This is a genomic window from Haloactinopolyspora alba (assembly GCF_003014555.1).
Taxonomy (GTDB): Bacteria; Actinomycetota; Actinomycetes; order Jiangellales; family Jiangellaceae; genus Haloactinopolyspora; species Haloactinopolyspora alba.
This window is the reverse complement of record NZ_PYGE01000020.1, coordinates 44180-66805: the sequence shown is the minus strand read 5'-3', so window position 1 is coordinate 66805 and position 22626 is coordinate 44180. Positions and strand designations below refer to the sequence as shown.

Annotated in this window: 14 protein-coding genes; 7 read left to right on the top strand and 7 right to left on the bottom strand. The window is 70.6% G+C overall.

From position 1 onward, the window contains the following. Nucleotides 1–45 precede the first annotated feature (45 nt). Together CLV30_RS21250 and CLV30_RS21245 are read right to left on the bottom strand one after the other, a co-directional pair. Nucleotides 46–1002 carry a carbohydrate ABC transporter permease gene (locus CLV30_RS21250; RefSeq protein WP_106539243.1) on the bottom strand — a complete coding sequence of 319 codons (957 nt, stop codon included), beginning with the start codon at nt 1000–1002 and terminating at the stop codon, nt 46–48. Between the two features lie 30 nt (nt 1003–1032). Then, nucleotides 1033–2280 (bottom strand): extracellular solute-binding protein, encoded by a 1248-nt coding sequence (locus tag CLV30_RS21245; protein WP_205741101.1) that lies wholly within the window; start codon nt 2278–2280, stop codon nt 1033–1035. Nucleotides 2281–2549: 269 nt separating this feature from the next. Between CLV30_RS21245 and CLV30_RS21240 the strand changes: the two genes are divergently transcribed. From CLV30_RS21240 to CLV30_RS21225, 4 genes are read left to right on the top strand one after another with little or no spacing between them, the layout of a single operon-like run. Next, nucleotides 2550–3431: an SIS domain-containing protein gene (locus CLV30_RS21240; RefSeq protein WP_106539241.1), complete on the top strand. Its 882-nt coding sequence runs from the start codon at nt 2550–2552 to the stop codon at nt 3429–3431. Nucleotides 3432–3433: 2 nt separating this feature from the next. Continuing rightward, entirely contained in the window at nt 3434–4333 is a 900-nt protein-coding gene (locus CLV30_RS21235) for an ROK family protein (protein WP_106539240.1), read from the top strand. Between the two features lie 8 nt (nt 4334–4341). Continuing rightward, nucleotides 4342–5247 (top strand): 1-phosphofructokinase family hexose kinase, encoded by a 906-nt coding sequence (locus CLV30_RS21230; RefSeq protein ID WP_205741100.1) that lies wholly within the window; start codon nt 4342–4344, stop codon nt 5245–5247. Further along, nucleotides 5244–6089, top strand: coding sequence for a class II fructose-bisphosphate aldolase (locus CLV30_RS21225; RefSeq protein ID WP_106539238.1), 846 nt, complete (start codon nt 5244–5246; stop codon nt 6087–6089). Before CLV30_RS21230 ends, CLV30_RS21225 begins: the two co-directional genes overlap by 4 nt. A gap of 86 nt (nt 6090–6175) precedes the next feature. Here CLV30_RS21225 and cds1 read toward each other — a convergent pair whose 3' ends face one another. Next, the gene (cds1, locus tag CLV30_RS21220) at nt 6176–7261 is read right to left on the bottom strand and encodes an L-cysteine desulfhydrase Cds1 (RefSeq protein WP_106539237.1); all 1086 of its coding nucleotides are present in this window, start codon (nt 7259–7261) and stop codon (nt 6176–6178) included. A 188-nt stretch (nt 7262–7449) separates the two neighbouring features. On the opposite strand from cds1, the gene CLV30_RS21215 reads away from it, so the two are divergent. The 3 genes from CLV30_RS21215 to CLV30_RS21205 all read left to right on the top strand — a co-directional run bounded on the left by CLV30_RS21215 (nt 7450) and on the right by CLV30_RS21205 (nt 11538). Further along, nucleotides 7450–8889 carry a Gfo/Idh/MocA family protein gene (locus CLV30_RS21215; RefSeq protein WP_106539236.1) on the top strand — a complete coding sequence of 480 codons (1440 nt, stop codon included), beginning with the start codon at nt 7450–7452 and terminating at the stop codon, nt 8887–8889. A gap of 253 nt (nt 8890–9142) precedes the next feature. Next, nucleotides 9143–9784 (top strand): DUF6230 family protein, encoded by a 642-nt coding sequence (locus tag CLV30_RS21210; RefSeq protein WP_420842020.1) that lies wholly within the window; start codon nt 9143–9145, stop codon nt 9782–9784. A 107-nt stretch (nt 9785–9891) separates the two neighbouring features. Next, nucleotides 9892–11538 (top strand): DUF6114 domain-containing protein, encoded by a 1647-nt coding sequence (locus tag CLV30_RS21205; protein ID WP_106539235.1) that lies wholly within the window; start codon nt 9892–9894, stop codon nt 11536–11538. 219 nt (nt 11539–11757) lie between these two features. Here CLV30_RS21205 and CLV30_RS21200 read toward each other — a convergent pair whose 3' ends face one another. The 4 genes from CLV30_RS21200 to CLV30_RS21185 all read right to left on the bottom strand — a co-directional run bounded on the left by CLV30_RS21200 (nt 11758) and on the right by CLV30_RS21185 (nt 22313). Then, nucleotides 11758–15411, bottom strand: a complete 3654-nt coding sequence (locus CLV30_RS21200) for an NPCBM/NEW2 domain-containing protein (protein ID WP_165358753.1) — start codon at nt 15409–15411, stop codon at nt 11758–11760. 222 nt (nt 15412–15633) lie between these two features. Further along, nucleotides 15634–18093 (bottom strand): glycoside hydrolase family 84 protein, encoded by a 2460-nt coding sequence (locus CLV30_RS21195; protein WP_205741098.1) that lies wholly within the window; start codon nt 18091–18093, stop codon nt 15634–15636. A gap of 230 nt (nt 18094–18323) precedes the next feature. Continuing rightward, nucleotides 18324–20714: a helicase C-terminal domain-containing protein gene (locus CLV30_RS21190; RefSeq protein WP_205741097.1), complete on the bottom strand. Its 2391-nt coding sequence runs from the start codon at nt 20712–20714 to the stop codon at nt 18324–18326. 357 nt (nt 20715–21071) lie between these two features. Further along, nucleotides 21072–22313 (bottom strand): S8/S53 family peptidase, encoded by a 1242-nt coding sequence (locus CLV30_RS21185; protein WP_165358752.1) that lies wholly within the window; start codon nt 22311–22313, stop codon nt 21072–21074. Between the last annotated feature and the right edge of the window lie 313 nt (nt 22314–22626).

Here is a 22626-nt window from a genome sequence, read left to right as displayed (position 1 = left end):
CCGGTCTGCTCGGAGACCGGGGACGGCGCGGTGACGGCCACGGCTCTAGTCCTCCCTCATCGGCTTGACGACCTTCAGGTAGACGAGGATCACGCCGAGGACGATCACGAAGTTCAGCACGCTCAGTGCACTGGCGGTGTCGATCTGCCGGTCGGCCCGGATGAACTTGAAGATCAGGGTGGTGGTCGTGTCGGCGGAGTATCCGGGGATGGACCCGGTCATCACCTGCAGGATCGGCAGCGAGTTGAACACGTTGATGATGTTGATGATGGTGGCCACGGCCAGCGCCGGGCGCAGCAGCGGCAGGATGATCTGCCGGTAGGCCGCCCACGGTCCGGCTCCGTCCATCTGCGCGGCCTCGCGGACGTCGAGCGTGATCGTCTGCAGCCCCGCGAGCAGCGTGTACGTGGTGAACGGCAGCGACACGAACACCGCGATGCCCATGGCCGTCAGGAACGCGGGCAGGGCGTTGCGGGTGAAGCCGTACGGCTGGTCGAGCAGCCCGACGTCGACGAGGAAGGTGTTGATGACCCCGTAGAACGGGTCCATGCCGTAGTAGAACACCGTCGTGGTCATGACCACGCTGGCCGCCCACGGGATGATCACGGCGAGGCGGACGATGCGCCGTCCGGGGAAGGCCTTGTCCAGGAACTGCGCGAGGCCCAGTGAGATCAGCACGGTCGTGACGACCACGCCGAAGACCCAGACGACGGTGTTCAGCAGCACCCTGGGCAGTGCGCCGAACTCCAGCAGCCGGGCGTAGTTGTCCAGGCCGGCCGGTCCGTTGTCCATGCCGAACTGGCTCAGGTCGCGGACGGAGGTCCACGCCATGTAGCCGGCGGGGAACAGCACGACGCCGGCGATGAGCAGCAGCGCCGGGGTGAGCCATGGCAGCGCCCGGCCCAGGGCCGACCATCGGCCGGGTCGGCCCCGGGGGCGCCGCGTGCCCGTCACGGCGCTCTCCGGGGTGGCTGGCGGCGTCGCCGCCGGGGGAGCAGTCATTCCCGCCCTTCTCTCGACCGGGGTCCGGCGTCAGGCCGCGTCGGCCTTGTCCTGGATCTGCTTCAGCACCGCGGCGGCGTCCTTCGACTGGATCTGGCCGACCAGCGTCTGCAGGGCACCCTGCGTCGCCGCCCACGCCTCGTTCGTGCTCGGGTAGAACCTGGCGTTCGGCAGCACCTCGAGGAACTCGGAGAACCGGTCGGCGTTCTCGGTTCCGTCGGCGCCCGACTTGGTGGTGGGCAGGAAGCCCTCGGCGTCCACGAACGACAGGTACACGTCCTGGCTGTAGAAGTGGTCCAGGAACGCGCGGATGGCGTCCTTCTTGTCGTCGTCGTTGCGGAAGGCCATCAGGTGGTCGGCGACGCCGAGGGTGACCGGCTCGCCGTCCTTGGTCGGCACCGGGGCGATGCCGTAGTTGAGGTCCGGGTTGCGCTCCTCGATCTGCCCGATGGTCGGCGGGAGCCCGACCGCCATGGCGATCTTGCCCTGGATGAACACGTCGAGCATCGGGGTGCGGTCGGTGGCACCCGGGTCCGGCTGGGTGACGCCCGCGTCGATCATGCTCTTCATGAACTTCAGGGCTTCCAGGTTCTCCGGGGTGTCGACGGTGATCGAGTCGCCGTCGGTCCACGCGCCGCCGGCGCCGAAGGTGAAGATCGACGTCTCGGCCTGGGCCTCCTCGCTGCCGAGCGGCATGCCGTAGCCGTAGACGTCGGCGTCCAGTTCGCTGATCTTGGTGGCGGTGGACAGCAGCTGGTCCCAGGTGGACGGCGGCTCGCTGACGCCTGCCTGGGCCAGCACGTCCTTGTTGTAGAACAGGGCCCGGGCGGAGGCGATCAACGGCAGCCCGTAGACGGTGCCGTCCAGCGTGGCGTTGTCGATGAACGACTGCTGGAAGTCGTCGAGCGTCTCGGGCGAGACGACCTCCTCGGCGGGGTACAGCAGATCGTCCTTGGCGAACCCGCTGAACGCGTCGATGTTCAGGATGTCCGGTGCCTCGCCGGCCTGGACCTTGGTCCGGACGACGTCGTTGATGTTGTCCCAGGACTGGACCTCGAGGTTCACCGAGATGCCGGAGTTCTGTTCCTCGAACCCGGCGATGATCTCTTGCCAGAGCGCCTTGGTCTGATCGCTGTACTGCGGCACCAGCAGGTCGATGGTGGTCCCGCCGCCCGCGTCGTCGCCGCTCGACCCTTCGTCACCGCCGCTGAAGCCGCATGCGGTGAGGGTCAGCCCCATCGCCACGGCCGCGGCAGTCGTCCGCACCGGTGTTCTCACGTCCGCCTCCAGGTGTCATCCCAGGTGGATGATTGTTTGTACTCGTTTCAAGCTAGTTTCGCGCACAAATCATCTCGCAGTTGCGACAAATGCTGCGCCAGTGGCGTGCCGGTGTCAACAGGCCGTGACCCGACCGCAATCTTGACCAAGTGCGCATGGTGGTGATCGAGTCTGATCGATTCAGACATCTATCGAGCGATATAGTGCAGTAGGTCAGTGGTTCGTCAACACCGCTCGCTGCGACACCCGACGAGGAGACGATGACATCGATGAGCACACACACGAAGGCGGAGATCGCTGGTCAGCCGGCATGCTGGGAACGCGCGGCCGGTGCGCTGCCGGCGGCGCGGAGCGTGCTGCCGGAGCCGGGTGAACGCGTGGCCGTGGTCGGCTGCGGGACGTCCTGGTTCATGGCGATGTCCTACGCCGCGATGCGCGAGGGCGCGGGTCTCGGCGAGACCGACGCGTTCGCCGCGTCGGAGATGCCCGACGGCCGGCGCTACGACGCGGTCGTCGCCATCACCCGTTCCGGTACCACCACCGAGGTGCTGCGGTTGCTGGCCGGCGTCGATGCCGCCCGCACGGTCGCGCTGACCGCCGTCCCCGCCTCGCCGGTCACCGAGGCCGCGGAGCACTCCGTCGTGCTCGACTTCGCCGACGAGGAGTCGGTCGTGCAGACCCGCTCGGCCACCAGCACCCTGGCGTTGCTGCGTGCCCACCTGGGTCAGGACCTGTCCGTGCCGATCGCCGACGCCGAGAAGGCCCTGGCCGAGCCGCTGGACGGGCTGCGCGAGAGCGGACAGTTCAGCTTCGTCGGCACCGGCTGGACGGTCGGCCTGGCGCACGAGGCGGCCCTCAAGCTGCGCGAGTCCGCGCAGATGTGGGCCGAGGCCTACCCGGCCATGGACTACCGGCACGGGCCGATCGCGATCGCGGAGCCCGGCCGCACGGTCTGGTCGTTCGGAACGCCGCCCTCCGGTCTCGACGACGACGTCGCCGCGACCGGAGCGGACTTCGTCACCAGCGACCTCGATCCGATGGCGCACCTGATCGTGGCGCAGCGGCTGGCGGCCGTGCTGGCCGACGACCGGGGGATGAACGCGGACCGGCCGCGTAACCTGACCCGGTCCGTCGTCCTGCCGGGAGCCTGACCATGTCCGAGGTGATCGCCGTCGACGTCGGCGGCACGTCCATCAAGAGTGGTGTCGTCGACCGTGCCGGCCGGCTGAGCCGTGAGCACCGTGCCGAGACGCCGCCTACCGGCGCCGACGGCGCGGCCGTCCTGGACGCCGTCGTGGGCGTGGTCGAGAAGCTGCGCGGGCCGCATCCGCCGGCGGCGGTCGGCGTCGTGGTGCCCGGAGTGGTGGACGAGAACGCCGGGGTGGCCGTGATGTCGGAGAACCTGGCGTGGCACGACGTCCCCGTCGGCGCCGTGCTGGCCGAGCGGCTCGGCTGCCCGGTGGCTGTCGGGCACGACGTCCGCGCCGGCGGCCTGGCCGAGCAGCGGGTGGGCGCCTGCCGTGGCGTCGCGAACGCCGCGTTCGTTCCGGTCGGCACGGGGATCGCGGCGGCGCTCGTCGTCGACGGCGTGTTGTGCCGCGGCGACGGCTACGCGGGCGAGGTCGGGCACATCGACGTCGGGCACGACCTGCCGTGCGCGTGCGGCGGCCAGGGGTGCCTGGAGGCGATCGCGTCGGCCGCGGCGGTCACACGGCGGTATGCGCAGCGCACCGGCGCCGGCGTGTCAGGCAGTCGCGACGTCGCCGACCGCGTTCGGCTGGGGGACGCGGTCGCCGTCGAGGTGTGGGACGAGGCGCTGGACGCGCTGGCCCGTGGGCTGGCGAGCCTGGTGGGACTGGTCGCGCCGGAGGTGATCGCCATCGGCGGCGGGCTGGGTGAGTCGGGTGAGCTGGTGATCGAACCGCTGGAACGGCGGCTGCGGTCACGGCTGACCTTCCACCGGGTGCCCAGGCTCGTCCCGGCGCAGCTCGGCGACGGCGCCGGGTGCGTCGGCGCCGGCCTGCTGGCCCGGGACCTGGCGGGCGAGCGATGAGCACGGTCGTGACGGTAACACCGAACCCGGCGCTGGACGTGACGTACCAGGTCGATGCGCTGCGGGTGGGCCGGTCGCATCGGGTGCACCGGGTGATCGAACGCGCCGGCGGCAAAGGCGTCAACGTCGCCCGGGTGGTCCGGGCCCTGGACGGGAACGCCGTGGTCGTCGCGCCGTTCGGCGGTGTGACGGGTTCGGCGCTGGAGACGTCGCTGCGCGCCGACGGTTTCGACGTCCGGCCGGTGCCGGTGGCCGCGCAGACCCGCCGGACCGTCACGGTCGTCGCCGACGGCGAGGCCACCGCGTTGAACGAGCCCGGGCGAGCACTCGCGCCCGAGGAGTGGGTCGCGGTCGAGAACGCCGTCGCGGACGCGGCTGTCGCCGGCGACGTCGCGGTGATCTCCGGTAGCACGCCCCGGGACGCGCCGCGTGATCTGCACGCGCGGCTGATCGAGCGGGCACGTCTTGCCGGTGCGGCCACCGTCGTCGACACGTCGGGTCCGTCCCTGCTGGCCGCCGCGGAGGCCGCGCCGGCACTGGTGAAACCGAACGCGGACGAGTTGCGAGAGGCGACGGGTGAGCCGGACGTGACGACGGCGGCGCACATACTGCTCGACCGGGGAGCCCGCAGCGTCGTCGTCTCGCTCGGCGCGGACGGGCTCGCCGGGTTCGACGGGACGGCCGCGTGGCGGGTGGCTCCAGTGCCCGGCCTCGCGGGCAACCCGACCGGCGCTGGTGACGCCGTCGTCGCCGCCCTGGCGCTGTCGATGTCGGACGGCACGCCGTGGCCCGATGCTCTGGTGCGCGCGACGGCGTGCGGAGCGGCGGCGGTGCCGGCCGACGCGGCCGGCAAGATCGACCTCGGCGCCTACGCACGATTCCTGCCCACTCTGACCGCGGAGCGATTCGAATGACTCAGCTGAGCGTCCACGACCTGTTCGACCGGGCGACGGCGCGTGGCGGCGGCGTCGGCGCGTTCAACGTGATCCTGCTCGAGCACGCCGAGGCACTGGTGGCGGGCGCCGAGAGCGCCGGTGCGCCGGTCGTGTTGCAGATCAGCCAGAACTGTGTGCGTTACCACGGCGCGCTGGAGCCGATCACCCGGGCGACCCTCGCGGTCGCCGCGGCTGCCGAGATCCCGGCCGTCGTGCACCTGGACCACGCCGACGACGTGTCGCTGGTCCACGAGGCGGTCCGGCTCGGTGTCCGCAGCGTCATGTTCGATGCCTCGGCGCTGGACTACGAAGCCAACGTGGCCTCGACAGCCGACGTCGTCGCGTACTGCCACGAGCGTGGTGTCGCCGTCGAGGCGGAGCTCGGCGAGGTCGGCGGCAAGGACGGCGTGCACGCGCCGGGCGCCCGCACCGACCCGGCCGAGGCTGCGGCCTACGTCGCGGCGACCGGCGTGGACTCGCTGGCGGTGGCGGTGGGGACCTCGCACGCGATGCTGACCCGTGACGCGGCCGTCGACCACGACCTGATCCGGCGGCTGCGTGACGCGGTCCCGGTGCCGCTGGTGCTGCACGGATCCTCCGGCGTCCCCGACGAGCAGCTCACTCGCGCCGTGGACAGCGGGATGGTCAAGGTGAACATCTCGACGCATCTGAACGGCGTGTTCACCGCGGCGGTGCGGGACCGGCTGGCTGCCGCCCCGGAGCTCGTCGACCCCCGGAAGTACGTGCGGGCCGGCCGTGACGCCGTCACCGCCGAGACGGCGCGCCTGCTCGGCGTGCTGCGGGCCACCCGGACGGCGTGATGGGGGCGTGGTCAGTGGTGCCATGACCCCAGTAACCACACCCCGATCACAGTGACAGGCACGGACCACCGTTGAGGGCGCTTCGCTCAGGCCGGCCAGTGCCCGGTGCGCAGGAAGTCGTCGATCACGCCGCGGTACGGCGCGATGTCGAGGCCGTGCTCGGCGACCCACGCGTCGTCGTAGTAGGTGTTCGTGTAGCGTTCGCCGCCGTCACACAGCAGGGTGACCACGCTGCCCTGCTCTCCCGCCGCGCGCATCCGGGCGATCAGCTGGAACGCGCCCCACAGGTTGGTTCCGGTGGATCCGCCGGCCCAGTAGCCGGTGCTCTCGCGCAGTGACCGGATCGCCGCGACCGATGCGGCGTCGGGGACCCGGAACATCTCGTCGATCACGGACGGCACGAACGACGGCTCGACCCGCGGCCGGCCGATGCCCTCGATCCGCGACGCGAGCCCGGTGGTGTGGGCGGGGTCGGCGTTCTTCCAGCCGTCGTAGAAGGCCGAGTTCTCCGGGTCGACCACGGCGACGCGCGTGTCGTGCCGGCGGTAGCGCACGTACCGCCCGAAGGTGGCGCTGGTGCCGCCGGTGCCGGCGCCGACGACGATCCACGCCGGGACGGGGTGGCGTTCCTCGCGCATCTGGGTGAACACGGACTCGGCGATGTTGTTGTTGCCGCGCCAGTCGGTGGCCCGTTCGGCGTAGGTGAACTGGTCGAGGAAGTGCCCGTCGCACTCGGCGGCCAGCCGCTCCGCCTCCGGGTACATCTCCGGTGCGGTCTCGACGTAATGACACCGGCCACCGTAGAACTCGATCAGTTCGATCTTCTCCTTGCTGGTGGCCGCCGGGACGACCGTCACGAACCTCAGACCCAGCATCCGGGCGAAGTACGCCTCGGACACCGCTGTCGAGCCGCTGGACGCTTCGATCAGCGTCGTCGTCGGGCCGATCTGCCCGTTGACGAGCCCGTACAGCAGCAACGAACGGGCGAGGCGGTGCTTGAGCGAGCCGGTCGGATGCACCGACTCGTCCTTGAGATACAGGTCGATGCCCCACTCGGGCGGCAGCGGGAACACGTGCAGGTGCGTGTCGGCGCTGCGGTTGCCGTCGGCCTCGATGATCCGGATGGCTTCGGTGACCCAGTTCCGTGAACTGGCGGTGCCGGTGCCGGGCACGTCGTCCCTCCTCGTCGGTGTGGAACCGAGAGTAGCCGACGGCGCGGGCCCGGCCGCCCGGCGCGGCCACCCGTGGAATGTCAGCCGATTCACCCGGTGTGACCCCTTGCACTTCCGGCCTGCGTGACCAATACTGCTCGTTATTCGATCGGAAATTGCAGCTTCGATCAGAGGAGATGATCCCCCGGATGTCCTCGTCCCAGTACCGCCCCTCGCGTCGCGACGTCATCAGAACCGGCGCCGCAATCGGTGCCGCCGCAGGTGTCGGAACCGCCGGCGCCGAGGCCGCCTCCGCGGCCCACCGCGAACCACCACGCATTCCCGGTCGTGAGCGCTCCATGACCGACGTCCCGTTCGAAGGCTTCGACGAGGTCCGCGTCGGGCTGATCGGCCTCGGCAACAGGGGCGGCAGCCAGGACCTGCGCTGGGCGGCGGTGTCGACCGTGACCGCCGTGTGCGACGTCCGCGCCGAGCGGGTGAACCGCACCATCAGCCGGATCAGGGACCAGGGCCTGCAGGACGTCGAGCCGGTCGGCTACTCCGGCGGCGACGAGGACTTCCTGAACCTCGTCCGCCGCGACGACATCGACCTGATCTACATCGCGACGCCGTGGGAGTGGCACTACCCGCAGGCCAAGGCCGCCATGGAGCACGGCAAGCACGTGGCCGTCGAGCTGCCCATCGCGCCCCACCTGGACGAGATCTGGGACCTGGTGCGCACGTCCGAGCGGACCGGCAAGCACTGCATGCTGCTGGAGAACGTCAACTACTTCCGGCCCGAGATGCAGATGTTCAACATGGTGCACGAAGGGCTGTTCGGCGAGCTGCAGCACGCGTCCGGCGGGTACGTGCACGACCTGCGCTGGCCGTACTTCTTCGGCTACGGTTACTCGCCGGAGTACTGGCGGCGCCGGTGGCAGACCCGGATGAACGCGGCGCACTACCCGATGCACGGGCTCGGACCGGTGTCCGCGGCCATGGGCATCAACCGCGGCGACCGGTTCGAAGAGCTCGTGTCGGTGTCGCACACGCCGGGAAACCTCGCGCTGTTCCGCGAGGAGGACCCCCGGGTCGGCCCGGACCACCCGTCCTGGGACGACGACGAGTACATCTCCGGCGACCGCAACACCTGCTTCGTGACGACCGCCAACGGCCGGTTCATCCGCGTGGAGCACGACACGAACTCGCCGCACCCGTACAGCCGCGAGACGACGCTGACCGGAACCCGTGGCTCGATCGAGCTGGACAACAGCCGCGTCTACCTCGAGTCGCTCGGGCACGACAACCACTCGTGGCGTACCGGTAGCGAGTACGACGCCATCCGGGCGCAGCGTGACCACTGGCTCTGGCCCGCCCTGGAGGACCTCGCCGGCGACTACGGCGGGCACGGCGGCGGCGACTTCGTCGCGATCTTCCGCACCGTGCAGCTGATGCGGCTCGGGATGACGCCGGACATCGACGTCTACGACTCGGCGGCATGGTGCTCGGTGATCCCGTTGAGCCACGAGTCGTTGAAGACGGGCAAGCTGCGGCCGGTGCACGTGCCCGACTTCACCCGCGGCTACTGGCAGGACACGCGGCCGAGCTTCGACCGGGAGCGTCCGGAGGATCCCTGGCTCGACGCCTGAGGCTGTCGCGTCTCCCGTCCCCGTTGATCGTCGGCACTTTCCGCGCCATGTGGCCGAAAAGTGCCGACGATCAACGGGGACGCTCCTTGTTACTGAATCGTAACGTCGGTGTCGGTCGGCTGATTCTTTCCTCGAGTAATGCCGTGACCTGCGCTGTTCTCGTTCCGGTGCATCGGGGTCGATGATCTTGTCCGGAATGTCGCGGATGGCGATGTTACGCACGAGTAGCAAAGCTCTTGTGGTTGTGTGCGCAATGGGTGCAGCATGCTCGGCCAAGGCACCACGGATCGAGGAGGATTCGGTGAGGAAGCGCACCCGTACGAGGTGGCGGCGGTTTGCCGTGGCCGCCGTTCCGGCTACAGCAGTCACCGCCGTAGTCATGGCCGGTATCGCCAACGGCGCCGTACCCGTGGCGTTGAACGTCTCCGGCCAGACGTTCAAGGTCTCCGCCGACCGGCTGGTCGGCGACGGGTTCGACCAGTACGGCAGCATGGTCGTCACGGCCGAGGGCGAGGAGATCCCGGTCGCCGTCTCCGACATCAAGTCCGCCGAGCTCACCAACCTGTGCCAGTCCGTCCCGACGCCGGGGCTCCCGTTCACGCTGGTCATCCGCGCCGGTGGTGGTGACGAGCCGGTCGAGGCCACCAACCTGACCATCGGCATGAACGAGCTGCGCGGCGACGCGACCTTCGAGAACATCGACATCGGCGTCGACGCGTCCCAGCTCACCAAGGGCGGCGGCTCCGGGCGCCCCGGAGACATCGGCCAGGAGGCGGACTCCGTCCGCATCGAGAACCTGCAGCAGAAGGCGTACAGCACACACGCCGGCACCTTCACCCTGAACGGGCTGTCCATGAAGGTCAGCCTGTCCGGCGAGGAGTGCTTCGACTGGTGACACATCGGTGACGCGCGGCGTGCGCGACGGCCCGGCACGGGCCGGGCGTGCGCCGCGCGTGCCGGGTGGACGAGGTGGCTGTGGGATCCGAAGAGGGAGCTGGCCTGGTGGCGGAGACGGACGCGGACGGCGGGTGGCGCGCGCGGGCCGCGGATGCGCGGCGCCGGTTCCGGAAGTGGCGTCACCGACGGCCGTTCTGGGGCGGCATGCTCACGGTGCTGTCCGGGCTCCAGGTCTTCGCCAGCACCCAGCTCACCCTCGGCAGCATGCAGGTCCGCGTCGGCGTCGAGGGACTGCAGAGCATCGTCATCCCGATCATCCTGCTGCTGGCCGGCCTGCTGATCTGGTTCATGCCGGACCACCGGGTGTTCTACGGCGTGATCGCGCTGGTCGTCGCCGTGTACTCGCTGGTGGGCGTCAACCTGGGCGGGTTCCTGATCGGTCTGCTCCTCGGCATCGCCGGCGGCGCGCTGGCCATCGCGTGGGCGCCGCGTTCAGGTGACGTCCCCGATCACGCAGGCTCAGGTTCCGACGACGGTGACGGCGCGCCGGCCAGGGACGGCGACGACGCCGGGCACCGCACGGACGCGGGCACGGACAGCGGCTCGGACAGCGGCTCGGACTCGTACCCGCGCTCCGGCGGGACGGGCTCCGACGAGCAGGGCACGGTGTCGGTGGACGAGCTGCTGGACGGCGGCGACCGCCGGGCCCGCGACGGCGAGCGGGACGCAGCGGTCCGGGAGCCGGAGGCGGACGACGCCGAACCGGACGACGTCGAGCCGGCCGACGTCGGACCGGACGACACCGAACCGGACGACACCGGGGCGGACGAGTCCGAGCCGGCCGGGTCCGGCGCCCGGCATCGATCCGGCCGCTGGAGGGACCGCCGGCGCGGCCCGGCGCTGCGTTCGGTCGCTGCGGGGGCGGGCGCGACCGTCCTGGCGGTGTCGGCGTTCGCCGCTCCCAGCGTCGCGGACACCTCGTCGTCGATCCTGCCGCCGTTGCCGCTGCCGTGGCCGACCGAGTCCCCGTCGCCCGACCCGGACGAGCCGGGCGAGCCGGGCGAGCCGCCGGAGCCGACCGGCGAGCCGGTGCCCACGCTGCCGCCGGACCCGACGGACGAGCCCACCACTGATCCGACCGGCGAGCCGCCGGAGCCGACGGACGAGCCGACGTCGCCGGACCCGAGCGGGGCCCAGCCGCCCGATCCGTCGCCGTCGCCCAGCGAGTCCCCGGATCCGAGCGGCACAGCGTCACCGGACCCGACGCCGTCACCCACGGAGTCGCCGGTCATCGAGGTGCCCGAGGGTGAGACTCCGGCGGAGCCGCGCGAGCTCGAGACACCGGACAAGCCGGCCGGCGAGGAGCCCGCGCACCTGACCGGCTCACAGCTGACGATGAGCGGGCTGTCCTACGACGGGATCGTGGAGGTGCCCACCGACAGCGGCAGCATCCGATCGCTGCAGTTCTCGATGGACAAGTCCGTGGTCGACGACTTCTCGCTGCTGGTGCCGAGCTCCGACGGGCACGACCTGCTGACCCTGTCCAACCAGCTCACCGTGTCGGGAGATGTCAAGTTCTACACGAACCGTTTCTCCGGACGGCTGCTCGGCATCCCGCTGACGTTCACGCCGGACTTTCCGCCGCCGTTGGTGCTGCCGAACATGACCTTCGGTGACCCGGACATCAACCTCGTGTACATCGACAGTGACTCGCTGACCGCGGACACGATGCGCCAGTTCTTCCCGGACTGACTCCCGGGAATGATCACGTCCCGCATGAAATTCCATGCGTCACCACCCTTGCAGGCCTCGTGAGGCGTGCAAAAGCCTCGTGGTGCACCGCATCATCGGCGGGACGAGACCGCCGCCCCCGGGTATCCGCGCGGCGACGAGCCGAACGCGACGTGACCGTGGGCGCGAACCGGCCGACGGCGGCAGCCGGAACGCGCCCACGCGTCGTCTGACGAAGCGTCAGCAGGTGAGCCGTGCGCTGGCCCAGTCGGCGTGATCACCGCTGACCCCGTCGCCGGCGCCGTCCACCACCAGGTCGAGATAGTTCACCCCGGAGACGTCGACATCGACGTCGACAGCGGCCGACTCGCCGGTCAGCACCTCCGAGCGGTACAGCCGCTCACCGTCGCCCACCACCGAGAACCGCACCGATCCGTAGTCGGGGATCTCGTCGTCGACGCCGACCGTGGCCGTGAACCGGTCACACGAGGCGCCCGTGTACAGCGACACGGTGGACTCGGCGTGCACCCCGAGACCCTTGTCGTGCTGGACGCCGTCGACGCTGATCGTGGTGCCGTCGCCGGCGTCGTTCTCGCCGTTGCTCGTGTCGCGCTCGACCGGGCCCCAGCCGTTGCTTGCGGACAGCCAGTCCAGGTCGCTGACCCAGACGTCACCCGCAGGCGCGTCCGGCAGCTCCCGCTCGGTGAACTCGGCGGCGAACAGCGTGATCGCCGACGAGTCCGGCAGCACGACCGACTCGACCTGCTTGTCCGGCAGCAGCCGGATCTCGTTGGCGAACACCCGGTAGGCGGTCCCGTGGTTGGCCGGTCCTTCCTGTGTGTTCCGATAGCTGGTTTCCAGCGCGATCGTCGATCCGCCGGCGTCCGTCGCCGCGCAGCACCAGTTCGGTAGCTGCATGCTCTGGTGGTCGACCGTCCCGTCGGCGTAGCGGATCTCGAACTCGCCGACCTCGGAGCCTGCCTCCGCGCCGAGGAACGCCAGGTGGGTTCCCTGGCCGCGCATCTCGATCACCTGCTCGGCGGTGCGTACCCCGTTCGGCGTGCCCGGCTCGGCGGACGGCCAGGTGAAGTCGACGCCGTCGGTGGTCACCGTGGCGCCCGGGGTGGCTCCGGCCTCGGCCAGCGCCTGCGCGGAGTACGAGTTGCCGCCGCCGTCGAAGTTGCCGGGTTCGGGGTTGTCGTCGTCGGTGACGGCGACGACGTTGAACGCTTCGGCCAGGCTGCCGTAGGGCACGGTCACGGTCGTGCCGGCGCGCGACTCGAGCTGCTCACGCGCGGACTTCCAGGTGGCGACGGCGGTGACCGTCGAGCCTCCGGCGGCGCCCTCGGCCGGCGGGGTCACGGTGACCGTCCGCTCGACGGTGTCGCCGGGCTGGACGAGGCCGGTCGTGGCCTCGCCGGCGGTCCAGCCGTCTGGCGCGTCGACGGTGAGCGTCGTGCGCGGGATCGGCCGCTCGGTGGCGTTGGTGAACGACATCGTCACCTCACCCGGCTCGCCGGGGAACAGTTCGGCCGGCGCCTCGATCGCGACCCGGCCGTCGTCGGCCGACGGATGTGCACCGCCGACCGAGCTGGTGCCCTTGAGCGTGACCGTCAACGTGTCCTGCGAGGACACCGTGGCGGTCTTGACCCGGACCACTCCGGCCTTCTCGTCGGGGTCGTAGAACCAGCCGGTGTCGGCGGCGTCGTAGGACGCGCGCGAATGCAGCTTCGGCAACGGCGATCCGCCGGCGAGCACGGCACCGGGCTCGGTTCCCGTGTGCGCGACGACCTCATACGGACGGGTGTCGGACTTGCCCTCGTAGTTGCCCTTCCGGGCACCGATGACGATCTCGACGTCGCCCCGGTTGCCCTCCGGCGCGGTCACGGTGAAGTCCTGCCGCGACGAGGCCCCCTCGGCGTAGGCGCGGGTCACGCCGTCGTCCTCGTACAGCTCGAACGAGCCCTCGCCCCAGGGGTAGACGTCCAGCGTGACCCGGTCGTCCGGCGCGACGTCGGAGTGGTTGTTGATGCCCTCGGGCCACATCGGCACGACGGCCCCGGCCTTGACGAACAGAGGCAGCGTGTCCAGCGGCGCCTCGTAGCCGTCGAGCGTCATCGGCCCCGTGTAGGTCCGCCCGCTCCAGTAGTCCACCCAGGTGCCCTCGGGCAGGTAGATGCCGTCGCGGACGTCGGCGTCCTCGTACACCGGCGCGACCAGGAAGTCCTCGCCGGCGAGGAACTGCTGCGCGGTCGTGTCGTCCCAGGTCTTCGGGTCGTCGGGATACTCGAGGATCAGGGACCGGTTCACCGGCGCGCCGGTGGCGTGCGCCTCGGCGGCGTAGGTGTACAGGTACGGCAGCAACCGCTCACGCAGCTTGAGGTACTTCCGGTTGATCGAGGTGTACGGCTCGCCGCGGGTCCAGGGCTGCTTGTCGTATCCGGCCCAGCCGCTCATCGCGATCATTGCCGGCGTGAACGCCTTCCATTGCAGGTCGCGGACGTACGACTCGGCGCTGCCGCCGTAGATTCCATCGATGTCGCCGGCGGTGAACGGCATCCCGGAGTTGCCCGAGCCGTGGATGGCCGGGATCTGCCAACGGATCGCGTCCAGCGTCCCGGCGTGGTCGCCGGTCCACTGCACGCCGCAGCGCTGTGACCCGGCCCAGCCTTCGACCATCCAGACGTAGCCGCGGGCGTCGCTGTTGTTCTCGATGCCGGCGTGGGCGTCCTCGCAGGCGGTGAGCGCGTGCCGGTAGCCCTCGCCGACCCAGGCGACGTCGAGCTTCCGCACGCGCACGCCTGCTTCGCCGACCTCGAACTCCTGCTCGGTCAGGTTGCGCTCGGTCCAGAGCCCGAGTTGGATGTCGTGTTCGCGCAGCCCGTCGCCGGTCTCCTTCAGGTCGACGTACTCGCAGCCGTACCCGTCGTTGACGAGCATCCAGCCGCGCGGCATGTCGTGCTCGTCGTAGGCCTCGGCGACGTTGATGGCGTCCGGCGTGACCAGCTTGCCCGGCTTGGGGTCGCCGTTGTACGTGTCGCTGCTGGTGTTGTAGCAGTCGGCATCACCCAGCTCGAGGCCGTAGATCGGCGGCATCATCGGCCGCCCGGTCAGCTCGGTGTAGCCGTCCAGTGCTTCGTAGTAGTCGCCGACGACGTAGTACGCGTCGAAGCGCCGCTCCTCGTGGGTCGCGGCGACCGGCTGATCGAAGGCGTAGCTGCCCGGCGCGAACGTGTTACGCAGTACGCCGTAACCGGCCGAGCTCATGTACCACGGCACCGCGTTCGGGTATCCGCCGTCCTCCCAGTTGAAGTTCCGTGCGACGTTGATCGTGTCGCCGCGGTGGGAGAACCGGCCGTTCTGCATGCCGCCGCCGAGGAACTGCTCCTGTTCGCGGCGGGCGAGTGTCTGGGTGGTCGAGTCGTCGTCCCAGGCCAGCGGCGCGGTCTCGGTGAAGAGCGTGGTGCCGTCGGGGGTGGCCGCCGACAGCAGGATCGGGTCCTTGCCGACGGTGACGACGGCCGCGTCGGTGGTGAGCCGCCAGGCGTCGTCGGTCTCGACCACGTCCGGGGTGGGGGCGTTGCCGCCGTCGTCACCCACCACGATCGGCGCGTCCGGTGCGTCGGGGTCCTCCGGCGGTGTCGACGCGGGGTCGGTGAACTCGCCGTCCGGCGCCATCTCGACACGGAAGACGTCGTCGTGCACGAAGGTGACCCGGAGCCGGGCTTCGCCGGAGGTGAACGTGGTGGTGGCGCCGTCGGTGCGCACGTCGTCCACGGCTCCGAGCCGGGACGTGTCGGCGGCCGCGGAGGTGGTGATCATAGGCAGGGTGCTCGTGATCACGGCGGCCGCCGCGCCGAGCGCTCCGAAGATGCGGTGTCGGGCTCTGCTCACGCTGACCTCATCTCGTCGTGATGCTCGATCAGGACTGATAAGCGATCAAATCGCTCACTTTCACGCAGCTTGCCCTGACACTCCCGTCCTTCGAGGCGTGTGTCAAGAGGCCATCTCGGACGCGACCCGGGCGGATCGAAGATCAGCCGAATGTGTCAGCTGATCGGAAGAGTGGCGGAAAAGAGCGCCGATCAGGGTCGGTCGAGGGCGAGTCCTCGACGGTCACTCGGCGGGGGTGCCGTAGATGCCCATCTCCCAGATCGAATAGCCCCAGTCGGTTGCCCGCTGCACGCCTTGCATCCGCACGTAGCGAACCGGCTCGTCGGTGTCCAGCCGGATCACGTCGAGCCCACAGGTCGAGTCGGTGACCTCGGCCGCGGTCGTGAACGTCTTTCCGTCCGCGGATGTCTCGATCCGGTAGCTGTCCGCGCACGCCGACTCCCACGACACCGTCACGGCAACCACGTCCGAAGGCGACGGCAGTTCGACCTGCACCCACGAGTCGTCGTCGTAACCCGACGCCCAGCGGGTGTTCGGGTCGTCGTCGTTGACGTGCCGCGCCGCCAGCCGGTCGAGGTCCTGTTCGACGCTCGACGCCGACGCCGTCCCGGCGGGAGCGAGGTTGCGGGCGTCTCCGACCACGTCCCAGAACTCCACCCGCAGACCGAGCTCGACCAGGAACGTGTCGAGGACGCCGTCGGCGATGCGCACCGGGGCGCGTCCCCACCTGTTGACCGGCGGGTCGACGACGACGGCGGCGGCATCCTCCGCGAGTGCGTCGGACTCGGCCTTGAGCCTGACTGCGTCACCGGCAGCACCGTCCAACCGTGCCTGCAACGCGTCCAGCATCCGCAGCGTCGCGCGGCCCCACAGCTCGGTCGCGTCCAGCCACGGCGCCGCCTCGGCGACGAACCGCGGGTCGACGGCTCCGGCCCGGATCGTCGCCGGAGCGGCCTCGATCTTCTCCGCGTAGGCGCGCAGATCGGCGACGGCGTCCGCACGGTCGCCGTCCGACCAGCGCTGCCAGAATCGGTCGATCTCGGCGGCCAGTGCCGGCGCCTGCGGCTGCCAGGGCTCGCCGAAGCTCGGCGCCAGGTGGTTCAGGTCGCCGAAGACGAGCAGCGCCTCGGTGGCGGCGGGATCGTCGTCGGCGAGATAGCGCATCGCCTCGCGCCAGGACGAGCGCGCGTCGTATCCGCGGTCGTTCCAGGTGAAGTCGGCGAATCCGAAGATCGCGACCTTGCTCGCGGCGGCCTGGTTCATCGGGTTGGAGACGATGCCCGCCAAGTGGTCGGACAGGCCCGGTTCGCGGTTGTCGTACGGCGCCAGCAGCAGTCGGCCGCGGGTGTTGCCGTAGTCGTTGACCGGATAGTTGTCCCAGACGAAGACCTCGCGTCCGTACAGCTCGGAGATCCGTTCGGCCTGCTCGACGGTGATGCGCCGGGGGACGACCGCGTTGCCGGTCCACATCACGACGACCGCCTGGTCGAGGTGCTCGCGCCACGCCTGCTTGTAGGGCGTCTCCTTCAGGTCGCCGTACTGGGTGGGCACCGTCTGCAGTGCCCGGGCGCCGTCGTGGGTCGCGACGAACTCGCGCTGCACGTACGACAGCAGCTCGGCCTGAGCGCGGCCGACCGTCGCCTGGGTGGCCTCGCCGTAGCGTTCGCGGTCTTCGGCGCAGCCGAACTGCAGCTCGATGTCGTCCAGCGGGATCGAGAACGCGCGGACGCCGATGTCGTACATCGACTGGAACTTCTCCAGCAGCGCGGCTCGGTCGTCGGCGCCGGAGTAGCAGATCGTGTTGCCCGGGGACAGCGCGAACGTGAACCGGACGTGGTTGGCGGTCGCGGTGTCGACGAGCTCGGCGAGCTGGGCTCGCTTCTCGGGCGGGTAGGGCTCGCGCCAGCGTTCGCGGTGGTAGGGATCGTCCTTGGGCGCGTAGATGTACGTGTTCGCTTTGACGTCGCCGTAGAACTCGAGCTGGTCGAGTCGGTCCTGGTGGCTCCACGGCTGCCCGTAGAAGCCCTCGATCGTGCCGCGCAGGGGCATCGACGGGTGGTCGCTGACCGCGACCCCGGCCAGCCGGTGATCGCCGTCGTCGGTGGTGACGAACAGCTGCCGGAGGGTCTGCACGGCGTAGTACTGCCCTGCGGCGTCCGAACCGCCGAGGGCGACGCTGCCGAGCCGGCCGCCGGCACGGTCGACCCGGAGCGCGTAGCCCTCGGCGGAGTCTGGTGCTCGCGTGTCCGCCAGGGCCGCGTCGATGTCGGGCCGGCCGGCCCGGCCGAGGTGCACCGTCAGCGGTGTGCGCCCGTGTGGCTCGTCGACGACGTCGACCCGGCCGGCGCCGTGCTCACGCAGCAGGTCGACCAGCGTGTCGAGTGCGGGGCCGTCGGTGTGCTCGCCGGTCACGACCTCGACGCGGCCGGGGACGACGACGTCGGGGCCGATGCGCTCCATCGACTGTGGCGTGGGCGACACGACCGGCGTCGACGACGGTGGCCCGGCCGGACCGGGCGGACCGGGCTGGCCGGGCTGGCCGGGTGGCGAGGCGGGAGGGCCGCTGCCGGCGAGGGGCGGGCCGGCAGCGGCCATGGAGGTGGTCAGGGCGACGGCGACGACGGTGGCCGTGGCGACGGTGGCGGTGGCGGCGCCCGCGCGGCGCAGACAGTCGGACAACACGGCGGCTCCTGATCGATCAGGCTCGATTGGCGAGCAACACGTTCACCTTCACGCAAGGCTGACCATGGTCGTCCGGTTGTGTCCGTGTCAAGAGCGGTCTGACCGCTTCGTCCGGGTGTCCGTCTCGGTGCGCCGTCCATCACCAGGCGAATACACACGTCACCAGGGATGCAGGGGTGGTCCCGCATGGAATTCCATGCGGGACGTGATCATTCTCGGAGGGTCAGGCGTCAGGCCGCGTCGACGGGCGACACGCCGCTGATGCGGTGCACGGCGAAGGTGCGGACCTCGCCGCTGCGATGGTCGAACGCGGACAGCCAGCCGCCCTCGAGGCGGGCCGGGTCGACCAGCCGTTCGGTGGTCGCGCCGTGCTGGTCGACGTAGCCGATCCAGACCGTGTTGGCCGCCTGCAGCGCCTCGCGCAGGTCGGCGAGCGTCTGCCCGGGGCCGGTGCGTCCGAGGTTGCCCGGCGCGGCCGCCGCGGGGCGCTCCTCCCGGGATCGCTCTCCGGCGCGGACCGCGCGCACGGCGGCGCCCAGCAGCGTCTCTTCGGGCGCCGCGTGTTCGGTGACCAGCGGCTGCGGGGCCGGTCGCGCGGCCGCCCGGCGCACTTCCGCCCGGCCCACCACCAGCGACCCGTCCGCCGCCTCGGCGACCGGGCTGAACCCCATCCGGCGCAGCCGGTCCAGCAGCAGGTTCGCCGTCAGCGACGAGACCAGCACCGTCGGTGCGAGGCGTCGCGCACCGAGCCCGGCGGCGCGGGAGTCGGCGAGGATCTCGGTCAGCACCGTCTCGTCGTCGCAGCGCACGAACGACGACGCGCTACCGACCCGTAGATGCCCGTGCCGGCGGGCGACGTCGTCGACGAGGTACGTGAGCGGCTGCGGCACTGGCGTGCGCGAGACGGTGGAGAGGAACGTGTGCACGTCGTCGGCGGAGTACCCGGCGTCGAGGGCGCGGCGCAGCGAGGCGTCGGAGAACCGGTGCACCGAGGCGCCGCCGCGGCTCTCGACGTCGGAGATCAGCGCGAGCTCACGTTCGAGGTCCGGCCGCAGCGGCCCGGGCGCGACGGCGGTGAGGTCGGCCTGCAACAGGATGTGGTCGAGCGGCTCCGGCAGACACGCTTGGGCGGCCTCGGCGGCGGCGTCGACCGCCTTCTCGTCGTTGCGATCCAGCAGCGGGCGCACGAACGAGGCGAGCGCGCCCATCCCGGTGACGCCGAGCATTTCCGCCTCGCGGAGGAACCAGCGGACCATCTCGTCGCGGATCCGCCCGCCGCGGCGCGGGCGCCGCCACTGCGCGGACGTGAGCACCCCGGTCAGCTCCGGCGCGGCGCCGGCCGGCAGCGCGGCAAGCTCGTCGAGAACGAGGCGGCGCAGCTCGGGCGCCACCGGCCGGTCCAGCTCGGCGCCCAGCGGCGCGACGGGCCGGTCGCGGTCGTCGCGGGTGCCGATGAGCCCGGCGACGCGGCTGGTGTCCAGCCAGGTGCGGGTGAGGCTGGCCCACCGGTGTGCGTGCTCGTCACGGCGCCAGGTGTCGTAGTCGGCTGTGGGCAGCCAGACGTCGTTGTCGTCGACGTCGTTGCTCGGCGCCAGTAGTCCCGCGGCGTAGGCCAGTTCGGCGACGAGCCCGGCGCCGGCCTCGTCGGTGTCCAGCAGGTCGGGGAGTCTGCGCAGGTCGCGGACGCCGAGCCCGCCGGTGCGCAGTACCGGCGGCGGAGCCGTCGCCCAGGTGTCCAGCAGCAGTTCGATCTTGCGGACGATGTCGAACGCCCCGGCTCCGGCCGTGCGGTCGACCGTGTCCGGTGCGCGTTCCGTCGTCGACGGGACGGGTGCACCGGTGTGCACGTCGGCGTGGACCACGCCTCCGCGCAGGTGCAGCGCGACCTCGCGGGGTAACACCACCGTGGCGTCGTCGACCGGCACGAAGAGTCCGGTGGCCAGCAGGTGGTCGATGGCCGAGCGGGCGCTGTCGCGGGTGACCTCGCGCATGGCACCGTCGATGCGTCCGGTCGGCGGGCCGGGTACGAGCGCGTACAGGGCGGAGCGGGCGTCTTCGGGCAGCGTCTCGATCAGGGCGTCGACGGTGGGGCCGTCGGCCAGGCGGCCGGCGACCGTGTGCGCGTTCGTGGCGTGATCGCCGCCGGGGGTCAGCCCGAGCCCGCGCATGACAGCGACCAGCCGGTTCGGCGACAGCGCCAGCAGCGCCTGCTCGGCCGGTGGGCCGAGTCCGGCCGGGTGCGGGCCGATGATCTCGTGCACCACCCGCGGCAGCCGCAGGTCGTCGTCCGGCCCCCACAGCAGCGCCTGTTCGCGCAGCCGGGCGACGGCCTCGGCGACCGGTGCGGAAGCCGTGCCGAGCAGCGCCTGGACGGCACTGGGCGTAGCCGGCGCGGACGCGACCATGAGCGCGTCGACGACCTGCAGCGTGAAGCGGTCGAGCCGGTCCACGGCTCGCTGCGCCGAAGCGCGTGTGGTGGCCCGGGTCGCGAGCTGGGCGACGTCGACGGGGACGGGGACCAGCAGGTCGGGCCGGGAGCGCAACAGCGCCGCGAGCTCGTCGTCAGCCCGCGCGCGCAGGTCGTCGGCGAGACTACGGGGAGCCGAGTCGTTGCCGGTCACCCGCCCTACGGTACGGCCTGCGCCGGTCACGACGCGAACCGTGCGTCAGAGCTGGCGCAGACGTTCCAGCAGCTCGGAGCTGCGTTCGGCGACCTCGTCGCGGGCCTCGGCGTCGGCGGCCCGCAGCTCGTCGGTGATGTCGGGGTCCACAGGTACTTCGCGAGGTTTACGTCGTTCGACCGTCACAGGCGGGACATTACCGTCCACGGTTCGCCGAGCCAATGGGGGATGCGGGTGGTTCGTGGTGACGATTCGGGCAATGATCATCGTCACTCGCGGCCGTCACGAGGCGACCGCGAGCACCACGAGTCTTGCGGCGGTGGTGACGCGGAGGAACGCCTCGTGACGGCCGGAGTCTCAGACGCTGAGCACCCGCGGGCCGGTCGCGGGCAGGGCTGCGACGGCAGCCTCGCGCAGCACGATGTCGCGAGCGGTCGGAGCGTCCACTCCGCGCTCGATCATCCGGCGGGCGATCATGCCGGCGACGACCGGGGCCGCGAACGACGTCCCCGACCACACCGCGTGGCCCCCGGTGAACTCTGCCGAGAAGCCGTCCAGGTACTCGTAGTAGCCGTTGAGGAACGGAACGACCACGTTCTCGCCCGAGGCGTAGACGTTCACCCAGTGGCCGACACTGGACCATGGCGCGCGGGCATCGCCGCCGTAGGTCAGCGCGCCCACAGCCGTCGTCCAGTCATAGGCTGCGGGCCAGAAGGGACGCTCGGTTCCGTTGTTGCCGGCGGCGGCCACAATCACGGTCGTCGGGTGGTCGCGCAAGATCTTCCGGCGGAGGGCGTCGAATGATTTCGGTGCCCGACCAGCTCGGGTGAACAGCCCCGCCTGAAGGGTCACGATGTCTGCACCGTCGCGGATGACCGTCGCCAGATCCTCCACGATGGTCAACTCGTCGACAGCGCCACCCACGAGGCAGTCGCGGACCTGAACAGACGTCGACTCGATTCCCGACACGGACAACAGCCGGGCCGTGGTCGCTGTGCCGTGGCCGCCGTAGGGCAGGATCTGACCGTCACTGCCGTAGATCTCGTCGTCGATCTCTGACGTGTCTTCGACGGCAAGCAGCCGACCGTAGGCGGAGTCTCGGGCAACTTCACTTGAATAGCCGGTATCGACAACGGCAAGACGAGCGTGCCCGGGGCCATGCGGCTCCGCCAACTGAGGAACCGGCCCCGAGTGAGGCAGCGGCTCTGTCGCTGGGCACATGCGTGTGTATCCCTGCGAATCGAGGACGTGGTTGGGTGTGACGGTGTCCTCACCCACGATGTCTGCGAGTGAATCGGCGATACGTGCGGCGTCGCGCTCACCGACGTGTAGCACCTTGAGTCCCAGCGGGCCGTCCGAAACATCGTCCGGGCGGGCTTCGCCAGCGAGATCAAAAGCTTCGAGCGCTGCGTTCAGATCGCGTCCTTCGCAGATGAGTTGGTCGTCGCGATAGAGATACTCGACATGCCGTTCAGTGCTGTCCCACTTCGCGCCCAGGGGGAAAGCCCGGTTCTGACTCCGAGCCCGAGCGTTGCGCTGCAGACGTTCGACTTCGCTCGCGAGCGTCGTCGCGTCGTGGCCATCCGGTCCCACCGGCATGTGGTTCCCCCCGTTCGATCGCGGCAAATCCGGATCAATGTCTAGCATCATGCGGTGGTCAAGGTGAAGTCCGACGCTCCGGTATCGGCGGCAATGCTGCCGAGCCTGGCGATGGAACGCCCTCGAGAAGCGCGTCACCACGCTCGTGCTGTGCTTTCGCAGCAGGCCACGGCGCTCGACCGTTCATATGCACTCCAAACGCTAGGCATCGTGGCCCGCGACTCGGGGGACGTTGGGGCAGCGATTCAGAAATTCAGGCAGGGGATCGCTCTGAGTAAGAGCGCCGTGCTGTCGGCGCGGATCGGGGATCTCG